Source organism: Rhodococcus sp. IEGM 1406 (assembly GCF_030056745.1).
GTDB classification, from domain to species: Bacteria; Actinomycetota; Actinomycetes; order Mycobacteriales; family Mycobacteriaceae; genus Rhodococcus_F; species Rhodococcus_F erythropolis.
On the sequence record NZ_JASHKO010000002.1, the window covers coordinates 1106420 to 1129894 of the forward strand.

The 23475-nt window shown below is 62.4% G+C and carries 19 protein-coding genes; 10 read left to right on the plus strand and 9 right to left on the minus strand.

Annotated elements, in window-relative coordinates; genetic code table 11:
- Positions 1 to 3 precede the first annotated feature (3 nt).
- Complete coding sequence (locus QM596_RS14550) at positions 4 to 1335, minus strand: anaerobic C4-dicarboxylate transporter family protein (RefSeq protein WP_019747724.1); 1332 nt, start codon at positions 1333 to 1335, stop codon at positions 4 to 6.
- A 106-nt stretch (positions 1336 to 1441) separates the two neighbouring features.
- On the opposite strand from QM596_RS14550, the gene QM596_RS14555 reads away from it, so the two are divergent.
- Both QM596_RS14555 and QM596_RS14560 read left to right on the plus strand, forming a co-directional pair.
- Complete coding sequence (locus tag QM596_RS14555) at positions 1442 to 5989, plus strand: ATP-dependent helicase (protein ID WP_283309237.1); 4548 nt, start codon at positions 1442 to 1444, stop codon at positions 5987 to 5989.
- A gap of 48 nt (positions 5990 to 6037) precedes the next feature.
- Positions 6038 to 6829: a DNA-formamidopyrimidine glycosylase family protein gene (locus QM596_RS14560; RefSeq protein WP_283309238.1), complete on the plus strand. Its 792-nt coding sequence runs from the start codon at positions 6038 to 6040 to the stop codon at positions 6827 to 6829.
- Here QM596_RS14560 and QM596_RS14565 read toward each other — a convergent pair.
- Positions 6816 to 7385 carry a TetR/AcrR family transcriptional regulator gene (locus QM596_RS14565; protein ID WP_019747721.1) on the minus strand — a complete coding sequence of 190 codons (570 nt, stop codon included), beginning with the start codon at positions 7383 to 7385 and terminating at the stop codon, positions 6816 to 6818. The two genes, QM596_RS14560 and QM596_RS14565, sit on opposite strands and share 14 nt — an antisense overlap.
- An 87-nt stretch (positions 7386 to 7472) precedes the next feature.
- Here QM596_RS14565 and QM596_RS14570 point away from each other — a divergent pair, with 87 nt between their 5' ends.
- From QM596_RS14570 to QM596_RS14580, 3 genes are all read left to right on the plus strand, one after another.
- Positions 7473 to 8414 (plus strand): oxygenase MpaB family protein, encoded by a 942-nt coding sequence (locus QM596_RS14570; protein WP_019747720.1) that lies wholly within the window; start codon positions 7473 to 7475, stop codon positions 8412 to 8414.
- A 17-nt stretch (positions 8415 to 8431) separates the two neighbouring features.
- Positions 8432 to 8968 (plus strand): hypothetical protein, encoded by a 537-nt coding sequence (locus QM596_RS14575; protein WP_019747719.1) that lies wholly within the window; start codon positions 8432 to 8434, stop codon positions 8966 to 8968.
- Positions 8969 to 9068: 100 nt separating this feature from the next.
- Complete coding sequence (locus QM596_RS14580; RefSeq protein ID WP_283309239.1) at positions 9069 to 9953, plus strand: aldo/keto reductase; 885 nt, start codon at positions 9069 to 9071, stop codon at positions 9951 to 9953.
- 22 nt (positions 9954 to 9975) lie between these two features.
- Here the strand turns inward: QM596_RS14580 and QM596_RS14585 are convergent, their stop codons facing one another.
- Together QM596_RS14585 and QM596_RS14590 are read right to left on the minus strand one after the other, a co-directional pair.
- The gene (locus tag QM596_RS14585) at positions 9976 to 10719 is read right to left on the minus strand and encodes a 3-hydroxybutyrate dehydrogenase (RefSeq protein WP_020907052.1); all 744 of its coding nucleotides are present in this window, start codon (positions 10717 to 10719) and stop codon (positions 9976 to 9978) included.
- Entirely contained in the window at positions 10716 to 12092 is a 1377-nt protein-coding gene (locus QM596_RS14590; protein WP_020969173.1) for an MFS transporter, read from the minus strand. The genes QM596_RS14585 and QM596_RS14590 overlap by 4 nt, the downstream gene beginning before the upstream one ends.
- A gap of 153 nt (positions 12093 to 12245) precedes the next feature.
- On the opposite strand from QM596_RS14590, the gene QM596_RS14595 reads away from it, so the two are divergent.
- Positions 12246 to 13193: a LysR family transcriptional regulator gene (locus QM596_RS14595; protein ID WP_021332532.1), complete on the plus strand. Its 948-nt coding sequence runs from the start codon at positions 12246 to 12248 to the stop codon at positions 13191 to 13193.
- Here the strand turns inward: QM596_RS14595 and QM596_RS14600 are convergent.
- From QM596_RS14600 to QM596_RS14610, 3 genes are all read right to left on the minus strand, one after another.
- Positions 13162 to 13878, minus strand: a complete 717-nt coding sequence (locus QM596_RS14600; RefSeq protein ID WP_019747714.1) for a GAF and ANTAR domain-containing protein — start codon at positions 13876 to 13878, stop codon at positions 13162 to 13164. The genes QM596_RS14595 and QM596_RS14600 overlap by 32 nt on opposite strands.
- Positions 13879 to 13928: 50 nt before the next feature.
- The gene (locus QM596_RS14605) at positions 13929 to 14471 is read right to left on the minus strand and encodes a hypothetical protein (RefSeq protein ID WP_021332531.1); all 543 of its coding nucleotides are present in this window, start codon (positions 14469 to 14471) and stop codon (positions 13929 to 13931) included.
- A gap of 99 nt (positions 14472 to 14570) precedes the next feature.
- The gene (locus QM596_RS14610; protein WP_047890264.1) at positions 14571 to 16313 is read right to left on the minus strand and encodes a glycerol-3-phosphate dehydrogenase/oxidase; all 1743 of its coding nucleotides are present in this window, start codon (positions 16311 to 16313) and stop codon (positions 14571 to 14573) included.
- A gap of 108 nt (positions 16314 to 16421) precedes the next feature.
- Here QM596_RS14610 and glpK point away from each other — a divergent pair, with 108 nt between their 5' ends.
- Both glpK and QM596_RS14620 read left to right on the plus strand, forming a co-directional pair.
- The gene (gene glpK / locus QM596_RS14615) at positions 16422 to 17912 is read left to right on the plus strand and encodes a glycerol kinase GlpK (RefSeq protein WP_019747711.1); all 1491 of its coding nucleotides are present in this window, start codon (positions 16422 to 16424) and stop codon (positions 17910 to 17912) included.
- A 171-nt stretch (positions 17913 to 18083) separates the two neighbouring features.
- On the plus strand, positions 18084 to 19499 hold the full coding sequence (locus tag QM596_RS14620) for an MFS transporter (RefSeq protein ID WP_019747710.1): 1416 nt from the start codon (positions 18084 to 18086) through the stop codon (positions 19497 to 19499).
- Here the strand turns inward: QM596_RS14620 and QM596_RS14625 are convergent.
- Positions 19496 to 20392, minus strand: a complete 897-nt coding sequence (locus tag QM596_RS14625; protein WP_047890289.1) for a LysR substrate-binding domain-containing protein — start codon at positions 20390 to 20392, stop codon at positions 19496 to 19498. The two genes, QM596_RS14620 and QM596_RS14625, sit on opposite strands and share 4 nt — an antisense overlap.
- An 84-nt stretch (positions 20393 to 20476) precedes the next feature.
- On the opposite strand from QM596_RS14625, the gene QM596_RS14630 reads away from it, so the two are divergent.
- Positions 20477 to 21391 carry a CoA transferase subunit A gene (locus QM596_RS14630; RefSeq protein ID WP_020907046.1) on the plus strand — a complete coding sequence of 305 codons (915 nt, stop codon included), beginning with the start codon at positions 20477 to 20479 and terminating at the stop codon, positions 21389 to 21391.
- The gene (locus tag QM596_RS14635; protein WP_113683029.1) at positions 21388 to 22173 is read left to right on the plus strand and encodes a CoA-transferase subunit beta; all 786 of its coding nucleotides are present in this window, start codon (positions 21388 to 21390) and stop codon (positions 22171 to 22173) included. Before QM596_RS14630 ends, QM596_RS14635 begins: the two co-directional genes overlap by 4 nt.
- Here the strand turns inward: QM596_RS14635 and QM596_RS14640 are convergent.
- Positions 22154 to 23335, minus strand: a complete 1182-nt coding sequence (locus QM596_RS14640; protein WP_019747706.1) for an aminotransferase-like domain-containing protein — start codon at positions 23333 to 23335, stop codon at positions 22154 to 22156. The two genes, QM596_RS14635 and QM596_RS14640, sit on opposite strands and share 20 nt — an antisense overlap.
- Positions 23336 to 23475 lie beyond the last annotated feature (140 nt).

Consider the following 23475-nt stretch of genomic DNA (forward strand, 5'->3'; position numbering starts at 1 on the left):
CACTCAACCGAGTACCACTCCGAACACCGCGCCGGCCGCAATCGTCGTGACGGCCAAGATGATGGTCGGCAGGAAGAACGAGTGGTCGACGAGCTTGGAGCCGAGCTTCGTGCTGCCCGAGAGGTCGAAGTTCGCAGCTGCGATCTGTGAACCGTTTGTCGGCAACAGATAGACACCGGCAAAGGCTCCGGCCCACATGCCGCTCACCAGGCCGGGTGCAATCCCGGCAGCGAGACCGATCGGCACGATGGTCCTCGTCGCGGTCGACTGGCTGGTCGTCAGGACACAGACCAGGAAGACACCGAGCGCGAAGATCCATGGCGCGGCGTTGACCCAGTCGCCGACGGTGCTCGTGATCAGCTCCGAATGTGCGCTGATGAACGTGTCCGTCAGCCATGCCAGACCGAACAGCGCGATGGCCGAGACCATGCCGGCACGGAACACCGTCGACGAGGGCACGTCGGCAACGTTCGGGCGGCACACCAGCAGGATCAACGTACCCACGACGAACATCAGCATTTCGATGATCGGTGTCATCCCCATCGGGGTACCGTCGGCGGCTTCGGGGCGAATTCCCTTGAACAGGCCGAAGATCACGATGGCCAGAACGCCGGCCAGGAAGATCAGTGCCGCGTTTCGTCCGGTCTTCGTCGAGACGAGTTCGGTCTTGGACGCTGCACCAGGTCCGGCCAATTCGCCCGACTTCATCTTCGCCTGTATGTCCGGGTCGTCGTCGAGATCCTTACCGAGCCTGTTGACCGCGATGGAGGAGAGGACGATGCCGACAACAGCGGCCGGGAAGGTGATCTTGATGATGTCGATGAGTTCGAAATCGTAAGGCGGCACGTCGGTCAGCGTGACCATCGCCGCCATCGCCGCGGACACCGGACTACACGCCAGCGCCACACCGGTCGAGACAACCGACAGCGACAGCGGCCGTGACGGCCGCACACCGTTCTTGTACGAGACGTCGTAGATGACAGGGAGCAGCGGGTAGAGGATGTTGGACGTACCGGCACCGACCGAGAACAGGAATGACACCAACGGCGCGATCAGCGTGATCTGTTTCGGGCGAGATTCGATCAACTTGGCCGCGATGGTGACCATCCAGTCGATACCACCGGCCGCCTGCATCATCGACGACGCGAGGACAACGGACAGGACGATGAGGAGAGCGTCGACCGGCGGACTGCCGACGTCCTCTCCGAAGACGAACACGAGGACGGCAACACCTGCGCCGCCCCACAGACCGAGAGCGACACCGCTCGATCTGGTACCCATGACAATCGCCCCGAGCACTACCGCCAGCTCGAGGACAATCTTGACTGCTTCCATCAGGCACTCGCCTTCTCGATAACAAGAGAATCGCTATAACAGGGCAAATAGTATGCTCAGCACTTCGGCTGCGGGCACGAACACGCTGTCGGTGGGAAGGGGCAATATGGTGGTCGTGACCAACGTCCTCGGTAGGTTCTCGCCCGCCACACGCGAGTGGTTCGGCGGCGCTTTCAGCGCTCCGACTGCTGCGCAGCTCGGTGCCTGGGAATCCATCGCAAGTGGCTCTCACACACTTGTCGTCGCACCCACCGGCTCCGGCAAGACATTGTCGGCGTTCCTGTGGGCCCTCGATCAACTCGCCGCCAAGGACGAAGGCGAACGCGCCACCAAAGTCCTCTACATTTCGCCACTCAAAGCGCTGGGCGTGGACGTCGAACGGAACCTTCGCGCGCCGCTGGTCGGCATCACACAAACCGCGAAACGTCTGGGCCTCACCCCGCCCGAGATCACCGTCGGTGTCCGTTCCGGCGATACGTCCCAGGCCGACCGGCGCTCGTTGATCAAGCGTCCTCCGGACATCCTGATCACGACGCCGGAGTCGTTGTTCCTCATGCTCACCTCCGCTGCCCGGGAAACACTGGTCGGCGTCGACACCGTGATCGTCGACGAGGTTCACGCGGTGGCGGGTACCAAGCGCGGCTCGCACCTTGCGCTCTCTCTGGAACGTCTGGACGGCTTGCTCGAGCGTCCGGCGCAACGCATCGGATTGTCGGCCACTGTCCGTCCTCACGAGGAGATCGGGCGGTTCCTCGCCGGTTCGGCACCGATCCGAATCGTGGCACCGCCTGCCGCCAAGACCTTCGACCTCACGGTCCGTGTCCCCGTCGAGGACATGACCGAATTGGGTATCGCAACGCCCGCCGACGGTTCCGAATCCCCCACCCCGCAAGCCGGTTCGATCTGGCCCCACGTCGAGGAACAGATCGTCGACCTCGTGCTCGATCACCGATCGTCCATCGTGTTCGCCAACTCTCGGCGCCTCGCCGAACGATTGACAGCCAGGCTCAACGAGATTCATGCAGAACGCATCGGTCTGGCCGTCGAGAAAACACCTCGCCCGCCCGCGCAGATCGGAGCTCCCACCGAGGTCAACTACGGCGCAGAACCCCTCCTTGCTCGCGCCCACCACGGATCGGTCAGCAAAGACCAGCGAGCCCTCATCGAAGACGACCTCAAATCGGGTCGATTGCGATGCGTCGTCGCCACCAGCAGTCTCGAACTCGGAATCGACATGGGCGCCGTCGACTTGGTCATCCAGGTGGAGGCGCCGCCTTCGGTTGCCAGCGGCCTGCAACGTGTCGGTCGCGCGGGCCACCAGGTCGGCGAGATCTCACGAGGCGTCGTCTTCCCCAAACATCGCACCGACCTGATTCACTGCGCGGTGACCGTCGAGCGCATGGTCGAAGGCAAGATCGAGGCGATGGCCGTTCCCGCCAATCCCCTCGACATCCTTGCCCAGCAAACTGTTGCGGCCACCGCTCTGGAACCGATCGACGTCGACGACTGGTTCGAGACGGTGCGCCGAAGCGGTTCCTTTGCAACGCTTCCCCGTTCGGCCTACGAGTCGACTCTGGATCTGCTCGCCGGGCGGTACCCCTCGGACGAGTTCGCCGAATTACGTCCGCGCCTGGTCTGGGATCGCGAGTCCAACACTCTGACGGGCCGCCCGGGTTCGCAGCGCTTGGCAGTCACTTCCGGCGGCGCCATCCCCGACCGCGGCCTCTTCACGGTCTACATGGTCGGTGAGAAAGCATCAAGAGTCGGCGAACTCGACGAAGAAATGGTCTACGAATCCCGGGTCGGCGACGTCTTTGCGCTCGGCGCCACCAGTTGGCGGATCGAGGAGATCACCTTCGATCGGGTTCTGGTCAGCCCCGCCTACGGCATGCCCGGTCGTTTGCCCTTCTGGCACGGCGACGGACTCGGTCGCCCCGCCGAACTCGGACAGGCGTTGGGACAATTCGTTCGAGAGACCGCGCTGGGTAACGAAGCCGACGTCGTCGAGCGTTGTCGCGTGGGCGGGCTCGATCACAACGCCACAACCAATCTGATCCAACTCGTCGGTGAGCAGAAGAATGCCACCGGGCAGGTCCCGTCGGATCGAACGCTGGTTGTCGAGCGCTTCCGCGACGAACTCGGCGATTGGCGTCTGGTGCTGCATTCCCCGTACGGCCAACGGGTACACGCACCGTGGGCCCTCGCCATCGGGGCCCGCTTGCAGGAACGATACGGCGTCGATTCCAGTCCGACGGCCTCCGACGACGGCATCATCATCCGTCTCCCCGACACCGAGAACGAACCTCCCGGCGCCGAACTGTTCACCTTCGACGTCGAGGACATCGAAGATCTGGTCACCCAGGAGGTGGGTGGCTCGGCATTGTTCGCCTCCCGATTCCGCGAATGTGCCGCCCGCGCACTGCTTCTCCCACGCCGCAATCCCGGCAAGCGTGCCCCACTGTGGCAGCAACGTCAGCGGTCGGCGCAACTGCTGGACGTCGCCCGCAAGTTCCCGACATTCCCGATCCTGCTCGAGACCGTGCGTGAGTGCTTGCAGGACGTCTACGACCTGCCGGCACTGAAGGAATTGTTCGGCAAGATCGAACGGCGCCAGATTCGAATAGTCGAAGTGGAGACGCCCTCGCCTTCACCATTCGCGAGTGCGCTCCTGTTCAACTACGTCGGCGCGTTCATGTACGAGGGCGACAGCCCCCTGGCCGAGCGACGCGCCGCCGCACTGTCGTTGGACTCCACGCTGTTGGCCGAACTCCTCGGCCGCGTCGAACTGCGCGAGCTGCTCGACGCCGGAGTGATCGAGCAGGCAGAACGTGAACTGCAACGTCTCGCTCCGGACCGCAAGGCCAAGGACCTCGAGGGCGTCGCCGACCTCCTCCGTATGCTCGGCCCGCTGACCACCGAAGAAGTCACGGAACGCTGTCTCGAGGATCCGGTCTCGTGGCTCGACAAGTTGGTCGCAGACAAACGTGCCCTCCACGTCTCCTATGCGGGCGAGAGTTGGTGGACCGTCGTCGAAGATGCAGCGCGCCTTCGCGATGGACTCGGCGTTCCCCTACCCATCGGGGTTCCGGCCGCGTTCATCGAGCCGGTCGATCAGCCACTCGACGACCTCCTGAGCCGATACGCACGCACCCACGGACCATTCACTCTCACGGATGCGGCTGCACGCTTCGGTATCGGAGTATCCGTCGCGCGTGACGTTCTCGGTCGGCTCGCGCTCGAAAAGCGTGTTCTCGAAGGAGAATTCCGACCGTCTGCAACTGGGAGCGAATGGTGCGACGCCGAAGTCCTGCGCCGCTTGCGGCGTCGCTCGCTCGCCGCGGCACGGCAGGAGGTCGAGCCGGTCAGTACCGCAACGCTCGGACGTTTCCTTCCCGGTTGGCAGCATGTGGGCGGCACGCTGCGCGGAATCGACGGTGTTGCAACGGTAGTCGATCAACTTGCCGGCGTTCCGATTCCGGCGTCCGCTCTCGAGTCGTTGATCCTGCCGAGCCGAGTCGCCGACTACTCCCCCGCGATGTTGGACGAACTCACCTCGACGGGTGAAGTCCTGTGGTCCGGATCCGGAGCAATCTCCGGCAAAGACGGGTGGGTAGTGCTGCACCCCGCCGACCTGGCACCGATCACGCTCAATTCGCCCGCCGACACCGACGTCTCGGAGTTGCAGAAGCGCATCCTCGACCTGCTGTCCGGCGGCGGTGCCTACTTCTTCCGCCAGTTGGTCGACGCGTTGCAAACTACGGAGTCGGCTGCAGACACGGTCGACAGTGCGGTGACGACGGCACTGTGGGAGTTGGTGTGGCTCGGACACATCGGTAACGACACCGTCGCACCGCTGCGCGCACTTCTCTCGGACACCACCAGAACCACCACAAGTCACCGATCGCCTCGACGTGTTCCTCGTGCCCGTCCGTACCGCGGAATGGCGCGCGCTTCCACCCCGGCTCGCACGGGACCGGCAACCGCTTCTGGTCGGTGGTTCCAACTGCCGGCCATCGAACCGGACCCGACCATCCGGGCGCACGCCACGGCCGATCTGTTGCTCGAACGGTACGGCGTAGTCACCCGCGGATCGGTGATGAGCGAGAACGTGCCGGGCGGTTTCGCGTTGATCTACAAGGTACTGAGCACGTTCGAGGACAACGGACGCGCTCGACGCGGATACTTCGTGGACACCCTGGGCGGCGCTCAATTCTCGACGCCTCCCGTGGTCGACCGCTTGCGCACGTTCGGTGATTCCATCGAGGGGCGCCACACCTCCTGGGCTGCAGTCACTCTCGCGGCGTGCGACCCGGCCAATCCATACGGCGCAGCACTGCCGTGGCCGGCGTCGGGGGGCGAAGAGTCACCCGGACACCGGCCCGGGCGTAAGGCGGGAGCACTGGTGGTTCTGGTGGAGGGCGAGTTGGTTCTGTTCGTCGAGCGAGGCGGTCGCACCATCCTGACATTCACCGACGACGGCGGAACTTTGCGCCTGGCAGCACTGTCGCTTGCCCAGAAGGTGACTTCTCGCGCTGTCGACAAATTGGTAGTGGAGAAGGTCGACGGAGAGACCATCCACGGCAACGATTTTGCTCCCGTCCTGGTCGAAGCCGGCTTCGCGGCCACCCCTCGCGGATTCCGGTTGAGGTCATGAGGATTGAGGTCATGATGGTTGCGATCGTGAAGTGCTGGAGCGGCGACCATGCCTGAGGGCGATACCGTGTGGCGGGCCGCCAACGATCTGCGCGCTGCCCTGGCCGAGAAGGTACTCACCACCTGCGATGTCCGCGTTCCTCGCTATGCCACCGTCGATTTATCGGGACATCGTGTGGATTCCGTCGCCAGCCGCGGAAAGCATCTGCTGATCCGCGTGGGCGAAGCGTCCATTCACACGCATCTGAAGATGGAGGGTCAGTGGCAGATTTATCGCCCCGGCGAGCGCTGGCGCAGACCCGCCCATCAAGCGCGCATAATCTTGGCCGCCGAAGACTCTGTAGCAGTGGGCTTTTCACTGGGAGTCACCGAGATCCTCGAACTGGGGCAGGAACAGGAGGCCGTCGGGCACCTCGGACCGGACCTGCTCGGGACCGATTGGGACAGTTCCGTGGCCGTCGAGAATCTTCGCGCTGCAGACTCCGTACCGATCGGAGTCGCGCTTCTGGATCAGCGCGTGATGGCCGGACTGGGCAACGTGTACCGCAACGAGATCTGCTTCCTACGAGGCATTCACCCGAAGACGCCGACACACCGCGCCGGGAACCTCGACGCGATTGTGGATCTGTCATTCCGCACCATCAACGTCAACAAGTCGCGTCGCATCCGGGTCACCACCGGCGACACCCGCCCAGGTAGGCAAACGTGGGTGTACGGCAGACGCGGAAAACCTTGCCGCCGATGTGGAACCCGCATCAGAGAAGGCACCCTCGGACCGGATCAGCTCACCGAGCGAAATATCTTCTTCTGCCCCGCGTGCCAGCCGTTCACGCCTGGTTAGCGTTGATCAGCAGCCGGACGCAATGGCGCACAAATCGCTCGCGCTCGACGACGATCGAGCCGTCCAGATAACCGATGAACAGTGTGAACAACGCCCCGACCAGCCCGACTGCCACCAGCTGCTTGTCCACCGGATCAGCAATCTCGGACAACTGGTCGTACACCAGGTCCACGAACGCCGGCATCGATTCGATACCGCGTCCGCTCAGCACCGGCTCCGAGAGCGGAGCGATCAGAAGCACTCGCCCCATTGCCGGGTCGTCGACCATCAGCTTGACGAAAGCGTCGACCGCAGCGGTGGCGACTGCCTCGGATGTCGTCTCGGACTCCACTGCCGTGGCGAGCGCCGACTGCGCGCGCTCGGCGACAAACGTGTGGACCGCGACAACGTACTGATCGCGATCGGTGAAGCTCTCGTAGAAGTACCGCTCGGTCAGACCAGCGGCCTTGCAGACCGCTCGCACGTTGACGGCCGGACCGTCGACCGCACCGAGCAGTGTCACTCCGACGTCGAACAACGTCGCCTTTCGAGTGGCCCTGCGTTCTTCGATGCTCACAACTTCCCCACTTCGCCGACACTTGTTCTTCAATGCACCCGGTATTCGATCCTTGACTACCGCTGTTGTCGATCCTAATCTGACAACATGCGTAGTCAACTTGGCGACAGCAGCACCCCGGTTCCCCTCGGTCCGGATTCCCTGACCTGGAAGTATTTCGGCGACTGGCGCGGGATGCTCCAAGGTGTCTGGGCAGGTTCGATGCAAAACATGCACCCTGGTCTCGGCGCCGGGGTCGAGGAGCACTCGCAGTTCTTCGACGAGCGCTGGGAACGGCTGTACCGCTCGCTGTATCCCATTGCCGGCGTCGTCTTCGACGGCGATCGCGCGCAGCAGACAGCCGAAGAAGTCCGTGGCTATCACACACGGATCAAGGGCATCGACAAGCTGGGACGCCGGTACCACGCACTTGATCCCGACACCTTCTACTGGGCGCACGCGACATTCTTCATGGGCACCATCGTCACCGCCGAGAACTTCTCCGGTGGCCTGACCGAGGCCCAGAAACGACAACTCTTCACCGAGCACATTCAGTGGTACCGCCTGTACGGGATGAGCATGCGCCCGGTTCCCGAAACCTGGGAGGCATTTCAGGAGTATTGGGACCACATGTGCCGCAACGTACTCGAAGACAACAAAGCGACCCGCGACGTCTTGGATTTGTCGGGGCTGGGAAAGCCCCCGTACATGACGTGGCTACCCGATCCGTTGTGGCGGCTCACGCGGATTCCCCTCGCCCGCGGATTCGTGTGGCTGACAGTGGGCATGTACGACCAACCGGTTCGCGACCTTCTCGGCTACTCGTGGACCAGTCGCGATCAGAAAATTCACAACGCTGTCGGCCGCACCGTCAACGCCGTCTTCCGCCTGGTGCCGTGGCGATACCGGTATCAACCGCGCGCTCGCGCGGGATGGGACCGAGCCAGCGGCAGAATTCCCGCCGGGGCACCACTGGTCCACACACCGGCGCGCAATCTACCGCCGCTCGAGCAGCGAGATAATCCGATGCACTACAGCCCGAGGGTCTGATCTGCCATGCTCTGAACATGGAGTGGGACCTGCGAACACTGCTGAACCGGCCGATCACGTCTCACGGTGCGCCGCTGGGACAAGAACGTGTGGCGGCGAGAACCACCGCGTACATCTACGGCAACATTCTTGTCCTCGCCGCACTCGTCCCGGTGACAAAATCTCAGGAATCACTGGGCGCCGCGATTGTGGTCGGCACGGCATTGTCGACGTACATCGCCCACACATTTGCCGAGAGCGTCGGCGAGAGCATTCGCAACGACCGCCGTCTCACCACCGCGGAGAGAATCGACTCGCTGCGCGATTCTGTCCCGATCCTCACCTCCGCGGTTGTTCCTGTCGCCATTCTCGCGACGGCGTGGTTCAACTTCCTGGAACCACGGACGGCGCAGTTGATCGCGGAAATCGTCTTGATCCTGCGCATCGGATCCACCAGTTACGTGATCAGCCGTCTTCACGGCGAGAAAGTCAGCACGAACACACATCTGGCAGCCTTCGGCCTCGCTGCCGTCGCCACCCTCATAGTCGGCTTGAAGATAGTGCTCACTCATTGACGAGCCACAACTGCAAATTGCCAGGCCTGAAGGGGTACTGCCGTTACCCGGCTGAGCAGTCACTCCCACCGAACCAGTGGCCGCCGCTACCGTGGACGACATGAGCATCCCGAGCCTGAAACTGAACAACGGCGTCGACATCCCCGCGCTGGGCTTCGGCGTCTACCAGACCCCGCCGGACGAAACTCTCGCCGCAGTCGAGTCCGCGCTTTCGGTGGGTTATCGCCATATCGATACGGCTGCGGCCTACGGCAACGAGAAGGGCGTCGGCGAGGCGATCCGGCGATCCGGTCTCGATCGCGGTGAGATCTTCGTCGAAACGAAAGTCTGGATCACCGACTACGGATACGACGAGACCTTGCACGCCTTCGACAAGAGCGCAGGCAAACTCGGAGTCGAGCAACTTGACCTCCTCATCCTTCACCAGGCGTTGCCGAGCGAGTTCGAGCGCACCATCGACGCGTACAAGGCGCTGGAAACACTTCTCGCAGACGCCAAGGTTCGTGCCATCGGAGTCAGTAACTTCATGCCGGATCACCTCACCCGACTATTGGACGCAACGTCCGTAGTGCCGGCGGTCAACCAGATCGAGGTCCATCCATACTTCAGGCAGTCGACCTTGCTCGAGGCCGACGCCGATCACGGCATTCTGTCTCAGGCATGGTCACCGATCGGCGGAATCACGTTCTATCGCGACGGCTCTCACGGCTCAACCCTCGAGGACGCCACCATCGGCGCTATCGCTTCCTCTCACGGCAAGTCTCCCGCACAGGTGATGCTCCGCTGGCACCTCCAGCAGGGCCGCCAGGTGATCCCCAAGTCGGTGACTCCCTCGCGCATCGCGGAGAACTTCGACGTGTTCGACTTCGAACTCACCGCCGAAGAACTCTCCGCAATCGACGCACTCGACACCGGAGTTCGCGGTGGTCCCGAACCCGAGGTCATCACTCGCGAGAAGTTCGGAATCGAGATCCCCGAAGCGTGAAAAACCCAGCAGCTCGGGTGGTCTAGCTGGCGCTCCACCCTCCGTCGATGGTGTACGACGCCCCCGTTACCATCGACGCCTCGGTCGATGCCAACCAGCCCACCAGCGATGCCACCTCCGCAGGCTCGACCATCCGTTTGATTGCGCTCTCGGTGAGCATCACCTTTTCGACAACCTCGGATTCACTGATTCCGTGAACCTTTGCCTGGTCGGAGATCTGGGATCGCACTAGTGGCGTCAGGACGTAGCCCGGATTGACGCAGTTGCTGGTGACACCGTGTGGGGCGCCTTCGAGCGCAACAACTTTCGACAGTCCTTCGAGTCCGTGCTTAGCCGTGACGTATGCACTCTTGAATGCCGAAGCGCGGAGCCCGTGGACCGAGGAAATGTTCACGATGCGACCGAAACTGTTGCGGTACATGTACGGCAGGGCGGCCCGAGCGAGGAGGAATGGCGCTTCGACCATGAGGCGCTGAATCTTCCGGAAGTCCTCGACGTCGAAATCCTCGATAGGACTGACCCGTTGTATGCCGGCGTTGTTGACGAGTATGTCCGTCTCGAGTGACAGATCCACGAGTTGGTCGGTGTCGAGGAGATCGACGGCCCACGCCGTGCCGTCGATCTCCTCGGCCAGCGACTTCGCGGCGACGTCGTCGAGATCGGCGACGGTCACGTGCGCGCCGCGGGCGGCGAGGAGTCGAGCACACGCTTCGCCGATCCCGCTGGCACCACCGGTGACCAGAGCAGACTTTCCGGTCAGCGTCATACAGACACACCGGCCCGCTCGTCGGCGAGAACACGGGCGTCAGCGGCGTCGACGGACTCGAGCGAGATTCCCTTGGTCTCCCGCGCGAAAATGACTGCAACGATGGTGACCAGGGATGCCAGCAGGAGATAGATCGCGATGGGGACCGAGGAGTCGAACTTGCTCAGCAATCCGGTCGCGATGATCGGAGCCAGTGAACCCGCCACGATGGACGTGACCTGATAACCCAGGGAGACACCGGAGTAGCGCATCCGAGTCGGGAACATCTCGGCCATGATCGCGGGTTGGCCTGCGTACATGAACGCGTGGAACACGAGCCCGATGATGATTGCCGACAAGATGACTGCATTGTGCCCGCTGTTCATCATCGGGAAGGCGAAGAATCCCCACGTTCCGGCGGTGACGGCGCCGATCATGTACACCGGGCGTCGACCGATCGTGTCGGACAGTTTGCCTACCAACGGAATCACTGCGAAGTGCACGGCATGTGCCATCAGCATCCACCAGAGGATGTGCGCCGTGTCCGCATGAACGACGACCTTGAGGTAAGTGATCGAGAAGGTCACCACGAGGTAGTACATGACGTTTTCGGCGAAACGCAGCCCCATCGCGGTCAACACTCCGCGCGGGTAACGCTTGACGACCTCGAAAACGCTGTACGAGGTTGCCTTGACCAGTTCTGCTTCCTTCTGCGCCGCAATGAAAATGGGAGCATCGGTGACCTTGGTCCGAACGTAGTACCCGACCAGAACGATCACCGCGGAGAGCCAGAAGGCAACGCGCCAGCCCCAACTCATGAAGGATTCGTCCGAGAGCGTCGACGTCAGGATCAACAGCACGACCGTCGCCACCAGGTTGCCCATCGGCACGCCCGCCTGAGGCCACGACGACCAGAATCCGCGCGATCGATTCGGGCTGTGCTCGGCGACCAGGAGTACCGCCCCACCCCATTCGCCGCCGACCGCGAATCCTTGGATGAAGCGCAGCGTGACCAGCATTGCCGGCGCCCAGTAGCCGATCTGACCGTAGGTAGGCAGGCAGCCCATCAAGAACGTTGCGGCGCCGACCAACAGCAAACTGAACTGCAGCAACTGCTTTCGGCCGAATTTGTCTCCGAAGTATCCGAAGACGATTCCGCCGAGTGGCCGGGCGGCGAATCCGACGGCGTAGGTGATGAAAGCCGCGATGATCGCATCCAGCTCGTTGCCGCCGCCGGGGAAGAAGACCTTGCTGAAGACCAGCGTGGCCGCCGTGCCGTACAGAAAGAACTCGTACCACTCGACCACGGTGCCCGCCATCGAGGCGCCGACCACCTTCTTCAGCCCCGATGGTGGGGCTTGGCTCTCGGGTTTCGGCATGTTGTCGACGCTCATCGTGGACTCCCTCGTCTTCAGTTCGCGATTCGCCTGCTCTTCACGATCAGGAATGTGACCGCTCGCACATTTTTTGTGACTCGATGAGTATCAGTGCAGATTGATGGCACGACAATGACAAATCTCGCACCATATAGGTGCAAAAATGCAGATATGACTCTCGGACTGAGCCCGGACGACCTACTGGTGCTTCTCGCGGTCGGTCGCACCGGTCGCTTCAACACCGCCGCCGACGACCTCGGCCTCAATCACACCACCATCTCGCGCCGCATTTCCTCGCTCGAGAAGTGTCTCGGCGGCCGTGTCCTGGTCCGCTCGTCCGGCGGCTGGGAGCTGACCGACCTGGGCAGACAAGCCCTCAGCGCGGCCGAGCGCATCGAGGCCGCGGTGAACGAACTGGCGCTCGACTCCACCGGTCAGCAGCAACTCGACGGCGTCGTGCGAGTCTCGGCGACCGACGGATTCAGCGCATACATCGCGGCGCCCGCCGGCGCCGCGGTTCGCAGACGCCATCCCCGCGTCAGCGTCGAGATTGTTGTCGCAACCAGAAAGGCGTCGCAGATACGCTCGGGTCTCGACATCGAGGTTGTGGTCGGCAAGCCTCACGTTCACCGCGCCGAAGCAGTCCATCTGGCCGACTACGCGCTGGGTTTGTACGCGTCCCGAGACTATCTACGTCAGAATGCTGTTCCCGAGAGTGCCGCAGATCTGGCCGATCACTCGCTCGTGTACTTCATCGACTCGATGCTGCAGGTCGACGAACTCGATCTGGCTCGCAAGCTCACGGTTTCCATGCGCGAGGCCGTCACGTCCACCAACGTGTTCGTACACATCGAGGCAACGCGCGCGGGTGCCGGCATCGGCCTTCTCCCCTGTTTCATGGCCGAGCAGCACGACGATTTGATTCGCGTTCTACCGGCTCACATCGAGGTGAGACTTTCCTATTGGTTGGTGGCCCGTTCGGAATCCTTGCGACGCCCGGAGGTCGCAGCGGTGGTGACAGCTCTTCGAGAGACGGTGGATCGCAAGCGATCTCAACTCCTCGGTTCTCCCGGAACGAACGAAGCGCTCAGTCCAGAGTCGAACGATGCTGGACGATGACCTTGCGCGCCAATTCGGCGATCTTGACGTTCATGTTTTGTGAGGTTCGCACCAGAATGTCGAAGGCCTCGTCGTCGGACACACGATGCAGTGCCATCAGCAGACCGACGGCCTGACCGATTTCGCGGCTGCTTGCCAGACCACGTCGCAGCGAGTCGGCATCCTCGCCTCGCGTCAGCGCAGTGACGGCCACGGATGCAAATGACGCCAACATGATCGCGTGGTCGGCAACGGTTTCGGTGAAAGCCCCCGGAGTGTCCGAGAAGAGGTTGAGGGCACCGAACTTCTGACGATCGACCATCAGCCGGAACCCCATCGATCCGCGAATGGGTGTCTCTGCCACTACTTTCCGAGCGAACTCGGGCCACTGATTCGGGGTGCGAAGGTCCGACTCGAGTTGCGGCGCCTCCGTATCGAGGGCGTCGATGCACGGCCCCTCACCGGTGGCACGCTCGAGATCGTCTGCATAATCGGCGATCTCGTCGCTCGCCGCTACGGTGACGTTGGTGTTTCCACGTCGCAGCATCAGACTTGCGTGGTCGCAACCGGGAATCAACTCGACAGCCGCCGAACAGATCGCGGAGTACACCTCGGCGCTGTCTGCCGCGGAGTAGAGGATCTCCGCCAACGCCGCGAACACTGCCTTGGGTTCTGTCAGTGCTTGGTCGCGCTCAGCCATCTCCATACACCTCGGGGTCTACCGTTCATCGAATTCTTCATCGAACGGTACAAACCTTACTTACTCGACCTGATGGGGTCGCCGCCGCTCGCCGATTCCCGCCCGTCCGTCCCCTGGAAAGCCTCCGTAGCTGCGCGGTGATGCAGCGCCGTGACCGTGGTGATCTGCTTGGACACCAGGTCGTTGAGTTCGCGGTACTGCTCCTCGGTCTCCCCGGCCGGAATGTCTCGCAGGACCTCCCACATCGCACTCTTGCCGCACAGAGCGGTCCGCATGATCTCGAGAGTTGCCAACTTCACGAGACGGTTGCGCCAGATTGCGTCGACGTGAACGAGGCGTCTGATCCGATTGACCGTCGCGTCGATCTTGGAGTACCGCGGCAGAGATATGCCCTGGGTGTCCTCGATCAGTTGCAGCAGCTGCTCGATCTCGTACTCGAGCTCACCCGGCAACGAGTCCAGCTCACCGTCGGCCCAGGCACCGTACGAGTCCGCGAGTGACCGCGAGAGTTGCAGCCCCACCATCGCCCCGCACAGGTGAGTGACCAGATAGCCGGTAGCTATGTGTTCCTCAGCAGATCGCGACCGATTACCGAACATTGAGATCCTCCTGGGTGACGCTCGACCGGTCTGTGCTGACACGGGTGGTGATTCGCCATCCGCCTACCCGCGACAGACCGAGAACAAACGACAGGCGACTCAGACCCGATCCGGCACCACGACGACGGGCTCGAGGATCTCGGCCCGCGACTCCGGCGCTGCGGCGCGCAATGCGTCCGCCGACTCGTCGTCCGGCTGGGTCTGAGACTCGATTTCGGCTTCGACACGCGCTCGGTACGTGTCGACTTCGCGTTCGACGGTGGCGGCATCCCAACCGAGAATCGGGGCAACCAATCCGGCGACCTGCTGTGCGCAGTTGACACCACGATGCGGATATTCGATTGCGATACGCGTACGGCGGGCCAGAATGTCGTCGAGGTGCAGTGCCCCCTCGGCCGCGGCGGCGTACACAGCTTCGACCTGAAGGTAATCGGGCGCGTCCGTGATGGGCTGCAACAACTCCGGTGTCTGCCGGCCGAGTTCGAGGACCTCGGTGATGAGCGAACCGTAGCGGTCGAGCAGGTGCTTGACGCGATACGGATGCAAGCCGTACTGCTCGCCCAGTTGCACGGTCTGGTTGATCAACGCGAAGTATCCGTCGGCGCCGACGAGCGGTACCTTCTCCGTGATCGACGACGCAACCCGCGCCGGAATGTCTTCTGCTGCGACGTCGACGGCGTCTTCCGCCATGACCCGATACGTCGTGTACTTTCCGCCGGCGATGGCGACCAGACCTGGAGCCACACGGGCAACGGCGTGCTCGCGCGAGAGCTTCGACGTCTCGTCGCTTTCACCGGCAAGCAGCGGGCGCAGGCCGGCGTACACACCGTCGATGTCGGCGTGCGTCAACGGCGTGACCAGGACGGAGTTCACGTGGCCGAGGATGTAGTCGATATCTGCTTTGGTTGCCGCCGGATGTGCGAGATCCAGGTTCCAGTCGGTATCAGTGGTGCCGATGATCCAGTGACTGCCCCACGGAATGACGAACAGCACCGACTTCTCGGTACGCAGGATGATGGCGGCTTCACTGACGATGCGATCGCGCGGGACGACGATGTGTACGCCCTTCGACGCTCGCACCCGGAACCGTCCGCGCTGACGTGAGAGCGCTTGGATCTCGTCCGTCCAGACACCGGTCGCATTGATGACGACGTGACCCTTGACCTCGGCGGTACGGCCGTCTTCGCAGTCCCGAACACGAACTCCCGAGACCCGATCCGCTTCCCGCAGAAAGCCGACGACCTGCGTCGACGTTCGGACGACCGCGCCGTAGTGTGCAGCGGTCCGTGCGACGGTCATGGTGTGCCGAGCGTCGTCGACGACGGTGTCGTAGTACTGGATGCCACCGGTCAGCGAACTGCGCTTGAGGCTCGGCGACATGCGTAGCGCGCCCGCCCGCGTCAAGTGCTTCTGGGAGGGGACCGACTTTGCGCCGCCCATTCGGTCGTAGAGGAAGATTCCCGCCGCCATGTACGGGCGCTCCCACACTCGGTGAGCCAGAGGGAACAGGAACTTCAGCGGCTTGACCAGGTGCGGAGCGAGCGTGGTCAGCGAGAGTTCGCGCTCACGCAATGCTTCACGAACGAGGCCGAATTCGAGTTGCTCTAGATAGCGGAGACCGCCGTGGAACATCTTCGACGAGCGACTGGACGTGCCGGATGCGTAGTCACGGGCCTCGACCAACGCAACCTTGAGTCCGCGGGTGGCCGCATCGAGCGCAGCTCCGACACCGACAACACCGCCGCCGACAACGACGACGTCGAATTGCTCGGTCTGAAGCTGTTCCCAAGCAGCTTCACGCTGCTGCGGGCCGAGAAACTGCGCACCTTGCTGCTTACTCAACCCGGTCTCCTGTAAGTCGACGACGAATCCGTTTACAGGCTAGTAGCTTGATCCACATACTGCGACAGCGCACGGATAACTGCGAACGCGCCCGAACATAGGAGCACAGTGAATCAATACATCGCCGCCATCGACCAAGGCACGACGTCGAGCCGCTGCATGATCTTCGATCACGACGGCGCCGTGGTGAGCGTTGCGCAGAAAGAACACGAGCAGATTTTCCCGCGTGCCGGTTGGGTCGAGCACGACCCGGTTGCGCTGTGGATCAACACCCGGGAGGTGGTGGCCGGCGCTCTCGCGAAGGTCGACCTCACGCGGGCCGACATCGCGGCCGTCGGAATCACGAATCAGCGTGAGACGACCGTCGTTTGGGAGCGTTCGACGGGCAAGCCGATCTACAACGCGATCGTGTGGCAGGACACGCGCACGGATCAACTGTGTGTCGAACTGGGCGGCGACGAGGGTCCGGACAAGTACCGAGACAAGACCGGGCTGCCGCTCTCGACCTACTTCGCCGGGCCGAAGATCCGGTGGATTCTCGACAACGTGGACGGCGCGAGAGCCAAAGCGGAGGCCGGAGAATTGTGCTTCGGCACCGTCGACACGTGGATCGTATGGAACCTGACCGACGGTGTTCACGTGACAGATGTCACCAATGCGTCACGCACGATGCTGATGGATCTCGAGACCCTTCAGTGGGACGAATCGATCTGCGCGGACTTCGGAATCCCGATGTCGATGCTCCCGGAAATCCGTAGTTCGTCCGAGGTCTACGGCACCGGCCGTCCTCGCGGCAATCTCGCCGGTGTGCCGGTCGCGGGAATCCTCGGTGACCAGCAGGCAGCCACATTCGGCCAGGCCTGCCTCTCCGAGGGTGAAGCCAAGAACACCTACGGCACCGGCAATTTCATGCTTCTCAACACCGGAACGAAGCCGGTGCACAGCAAGCACGGACTGCTGACGACCGTCTGCTACAAACTCGGCGAAGCCCCCGCCGTCTACGCACTCGAAGGTTCCGTCGCGGTGACCGGCTCCTTGGTCCAGTGGCTTCGGGACAATCTCGGAATCATTCAGAACGCCAAGGACATCGAGCCACTCGCCGCAAGTGTCGACGACAACGGCGGCGCCTACTTCGTACCCGCGTTCTCCGGACTGTTCGCACCCCGGTGGCGACCGGATGCACGGGGTGTCATCGTCGGCCTGACGCGGTTCGTCAACAAGGGACACCTGGCTCGCGCGGCGCTCGAGGCGACGGCATACCAAACCCGTGAGGTCATCGACGCCATGCGTGCGGATTCGGGAGTCGAACTGTCCGCGCTGAAGGTCGACGGCGGCATGGTGGTCAACGAAACCCTGATGCAGTTCCAGTCGGACATCCTCGGAGTTCCCGTCATCCGCCCGGTGGTCAACGAAACGACAGCACTCGGCGCTGCGTATGCAGCGGGCCTCGCCATCGGTTACTGGGCCGACACCGAAGACATCCGCAACAACTGGGCCGTCGGCCAAACCTGGGAACCGGCGATGGACGAGTCCGAAAGGTCACGGCTGTACGCGGAGTGGAACAAGGCCGTCGAGCGGACGTACAACTGGTCCGAGTAATCACCCCGATCCTTCCATACCGGAAGAGCTGATCATGGTCGCCTATTGATACTCCTGAGGTATCAATAGGCGACCAAGTTGGTATTGGACGTGACCTACACCACTCTGCGAATCTCATTCAGGCGCGCCACGTTTCGGCGCCGCGAATGTTGCAGAGAAAGGTCGCCACGCATGAGTTCACCCACTCGCAGTTCCGAGGAGATCAACGCCAAGGCACGAAGAGCCGGTATCGCTTCATTCATCGGAACCACCATCGAGTGGTACGACTTCTATATCTACGGCACCGCGGCTGCCCTGGTATTCGGCGAGATCTTCTTCTCCGACACACTGCCGAACGGAGTGGGCACGCTCCTCGCCTTCATCACCCTGTGGGCAGGCTTCCTCGCCAGGCCGATCGGCGGGATCATCTTCGGCCATCTCGGCGACCGGATCGGGCGCAAGAACACCCTGGTCATCACCTTGATGATGATGGGCGTCGCCACTGTCGGGATCGGACTCCTCCCCACCTACGCGCAGGTCGGCATGTGGGCCCCGATCGGTCTGGTCACCCTTCGCGTGATCCAAGGAATTGCGGTCGGTGGTGAGTGGGGTGGCGCGGTACTCATCGCCAGCGAGAACGCACCGAAGGGCAAGAGCATCCTCTACTCCGCGTTCGCTCAGCAGGGCTCGCCCGCGGGAAATCTGTTGGCTACCATCGCATTCTTCCTGCTGTCCTCGATGCCGACGCCGTCATTCCTTCTCTACGGCTGGCGAATCCCTTTTCTCGTTTCGGCAGGCCTGGTCATCCTCGGCATGATCATTCGCCTGAAACTCGAAGAGTCCGACGAGATGAAGGCCGTTCTCGCCCGCAAGAAGGTCGTCAAACTTCCGCTCGCCGAAGTATTGCGCAAGCACTGGGTGCTGGTTCTCCTCGGCGCCGGCGCACTCCCCCTCGCCCAGGTCACCTATTTCAAGAACACCTTCGCATTGTCCTGGGCTACAAAAGAACTCGGATACGACCGCGGCACATTCCTCGCCGCTATCGCGATCGCACTTGTCGTGCAGTTCATCGTCCAACCGTTCGGGGCCGTTCTGGTTTCCAAGATAGACATGCGGAAGGCCATGTGCCTGATGGTGATACCGGAGTTCGTTCTCATGCCCGCGATGTTCTTTGCCATCAGAACCGGGAACTTCACCATCGCAGTCGTTGCGATGTGTCTCGCCACGATCCCGCACTCGATGTTCTACGGCGCCATCGCCGGCGTTCTCGCTCGCGCCTTCCCTGCGAACATCCGTTACACGGGTCTGTCGACGGCGTATCAACTGTGTTCCCTTGTCGTCGGCGGCGGAACTCCGGTACTGGCGCAGTGGATGCTCAACACGTCAGGCAACATCGTCGGGGTCGCGATCGTGTCCGGACTGTACGCACTTGTCTCGCTGATCTGCACCCTTCTCCTGCTCCGACGTACCGGCTACAACGCAAGCGAACTCTCGACGGCCGAGCAAGCGGATTACGACGAGCTCGAACTCGAGAACGCTCTTGCCGATACTGCAAACTCGCCGAAGTCCGAAGCGGGTGAAATTCCTACCGGTCGGGCAACCGTCTAAGCCAGGGACGGCAGCGCCTGCTCGGACAATTTCAACACTTCGAGAAGCGCAGGTCTGTCGTCTCCATCTCGCCAGGCGATACGCAGTTGAAGGGGAGGAGGTGGATCCATGACGGGAACAAAGACAACATCAGGGTTCACGATGCTTTGGGCCACCGACGAAATAGTCAACGAGCATCCGATTTCCGCGGACACCAGCGCGATCAACGACATCGAATCCGGTGCCGTCTGCACGATTCGAGCCAGGAATCCTGCGTTCTTCGACGCAGAGAGCAGAGACTCCCGCAGAATCGAACCCGGCTCCGCCGGAAGCGTCACCCAATTCTCGGACTCCAATTCGATCAACCGAACCGATTCCCTCGACGCCATCGGATGGTCTTTCGACATGGCAACCAGAAAGTTCTCCTCGGCGATCAATCTCGACGTGATCCCGAGCGGCGGGACGGTCCACCGGACCATCCCGATGTCGAGGCGTCGATCGAGCAACATCAACAACGCCTCGTTCGCGAAAGCGGAACTGTCGAGCACAAATTCGATACCGGGATTCGTCTTTCTCACCAATTTCGCCCACCGCCCGACGAGTAGGTGCGACGAGGTTCCCGCGAAGCCCAGGCGAACGCGACCTGTCGTTCCCTGGCCTGCCGCGGATACCGCGATCTCGGCCATCCGGCACGCGTCCAGAATTTCGCGCGCCGGAAGCAGCAGTGCTTCACCGGCAGCAGTCAACCGCACAGTTCGAGTACTTCGATCGAACAACGGCGAACCGAGCTGTTTCTCGAATTGCCGGATGGTTCGACTCAGCGGCGGTTGCGCAATCCGAAGCCGCTGAGCCGCACGGCCGAAATGTAGCTCCTCAGCCACCGCGAGAAATGCGTTGATCTGATGAATTTCCACCCGACATTGTTGCGCCACACCGGCCGACCATGTCAAGTTTCCGAAACCGACCAAGTGCGCGAGAACGTAAGAAGAGGTACACACGTGGACAAGACGCTCTCGATGAAAGAGGCTATCGGTCGATACGTCGGCGACGGAATGACTGTTGCGTTGGAGGGCTTTTCGCATCTCATTCCATTTGCCGCGGCACACGAGATCATCCGGCAGGGCAGGAAGGACCTCACGCTGTGCCGGATGACGCCGGACATCGTTTCCGATCAACTCGTCGCCGCCGGCTGCGTCCGAAAGCTGGTCGCTTCGTTCTTCGCCAGCGGCTCCGCAGGTTCTCTGTACGAGTTACGCAGACGCATCGAGAACCAGGACCCGCTCCCCCTCGAAGTCGAGGAATACAGCCATTACGGCATGGTGTGCCGGTATCAGGCGGGAGCCGCCAGGCTTCCCTTCTTCCCGCTACGGTCGTACGCCGGTAGTGATCTACCCGCACTCAACCCACAACTGAGACTCGTCGAGGACCCGTACGGCGGCGGGAGCGTCTACGTTGTGCCGCCATTGAATCCGGATGTCACGATCATCGGCGCACAGCGAGCGGACACGTCCGGGAACGCGCAGATCTGGGGCATCGCCGGGGTGCAGCAAGAGGCCGTGTACGCCGCGAAGAAGGCAATCGTCGTTGTCGAAGAACTGGTCGACGACGAGGTCATCAGGTCAGACCCGAGCCGAACTCTGATTCCCTCGCATGCAGTCGACGCGGTTGTCGTCTGCCCGCGCGGCGCACACCCGTCGTACGCGCAGGGATACTACGACCGCGATTGCGGCTTCTACCGACGCTGGACCGAAATCTCCAAAGACCCTTCACGGCTGAGAAATTGGCTCGACGAATGGGTGTACGCACTCGACAGTCACGGCGAGTATCTCGCCAAACTCGGAGCCGACTACTGGTCGGATCTCGAGGTCGGACCAAAACTCTCCACACCAGTCGACTACGGGAGCAGACTATGACCACCACGATCGGGACCGGTAACACCACATCCACCGAAACGATCGTCGCCGTCGCGGCACGCGAATTGGCGGGTAAGCGCCGGGTCTTCGCCGGAGTTGGGCTACCCACGCTCGCAGTCGATCTCGCGCGGCACACGTCGAATCCGGACGTCGAGCTGATCTACGAATCCGGAGTGTGCGGTGCACATCCGTCGGCAATGGCCGAGGGTATCGCGGACTCCGTGGTTGTCTCCGGTGCCGAATCCGTGCTGAGCATGGCCGCGCTCTTCGGTTACGTCCTGCAAGGTGGCAACGTCGACGTCGGATTTCTCGGGGCCGCTCAAATCGATCGAACGGGCAGTCTGAACACAAGTTTCATCGGTGACTGGAAGAACCCGACGGTCAGACTGCCCGGAGCGGGCGGGGCCGTCGAGATCATCGCGAACGCCGCCGAGATCTTCGTCGTGATGCGTCGCCACGATCTCAGTTCCTTTCCGGCCGAGCTCGACTTCTGCACCTCACCCAGCCCCGCCCGCGCCCACGCCAGCGGTAAGGGCATCATGCCGGCAGGTGCAGGAGTGACCAAGGTATTCACCAACCTCGGCGTCCTGACACGCCAGGGCCCCGGCGGCGAATTGGAGTTGACCAGCGTCCACGAGGGAATCTCGGTCGATCAAGTCCGAGAGTCGACGGGATGGGACCTCGCCGTCGCCGAGCACGTCACCATCACCACCCCACCATCGAGCACGGAGATCGATCTGCTCCGCAACACTATCGACAAGGTCAGGCTGTACCTGCGGTAACACTCTTCCGGAGCCTGCCGACGGCATCGACCAGCACGGCTTCGGGATACGTCGCGAAACAAAGTCGAGCGCTTCGACCGAGGTCAGCTTCGACCGCGAAGGCCGAACCTGGGACAAATGCCACGCCGTGCTCGAGCGCGGCACCCAGGAGTTCGGTGGTGTCGACGTCGTCGACGAAATCCATCCAACAGAACATCCCGCCGCGGACCTCGGAAAAGCGTGCACGCCCACTCAATTCCGTCTCGGCGGCCGTGACCAACGCCTTCGCTCTGGCGCCGTAACCTTCCCGGAGCTTGTCGAGGTGCGTTTCGAACCATTCGACGTCGGAGAAGAGGTCTGCGGCGATCTGCTGGGTGAGCGAAGACCCGCACAGGTCAGCGCCTTGCTTGATCAGTTCGACCGCCTCGCAGACCTTTCGGTCGCCGTGCAGCCAGCCGACGCGCAGCGCCGGTGCCAACACTTTGGAAGCACTGGACAGCCGAATCACCCTGTCCGACAACGCCGCCAGCGGTGCGGGCGGTTTCTCGCCGAAGTACAGTTCGCCGTACGGGTCGTCCTCGAGAACCCAGAACCCGTATCGGTCCGCCAGCGCCGCCAAGTGCGCTCGCCGCTGCGCCGAGAGCACCGCGCCCCGCGGGTTGTGGAAATTGCTCACGGTGTGCACAACTTTGGGCCGAAGACCGGCGGCGAGTTTCGCCTCGAGCGCGTCGGTGTCCATTCCGTCCTCGTCCAACTGGACGGGAACGAGACGAGCCTGCGCCGTCCGAAAGACCTGCAGCGCACCGGTATATGCCGGTTCCTCCACGACCACAACGTCACCGGCGTCGAGGAGGACCTGCGCGAGCAGGCTCAAACCTTGCTGAGAACCGTGTGTGATCACAACTTCGGACACGTCGAGTGCCCGCCCGATCTTGGAGGATTCGCGCTCGGCAATCACCTCACGGAGGCGCCGCAGGCCTGACGTCTCGCCGTATTGAACGGACGAGGGGTCACCGAGTGCGTCGTGGGCTGCCTTCGAGATTCGTTCCCGCGGAATGAAATCAGGATCGGGTAGTCCGCCGGCCAAGCTGATGACGTCGGGTCGGGCAGTCAAGGTGAGCAGATCGCGAATTGCAGAACTACGGAGTCCGTCCATACGAGCGGACAGCGCGGCGTGTGTCATGTGAAGCTCCCAGGCACGCAGAATGAAGGTCAGAGGAAAACACCCTGAGCCGTCCTGGGTCAACGGGGCGGGAGAGCGCCGAGATACCGACCCTTGATTCGGTCGGTATCTCGACTATCTCACCAATACTTCAGTATGTG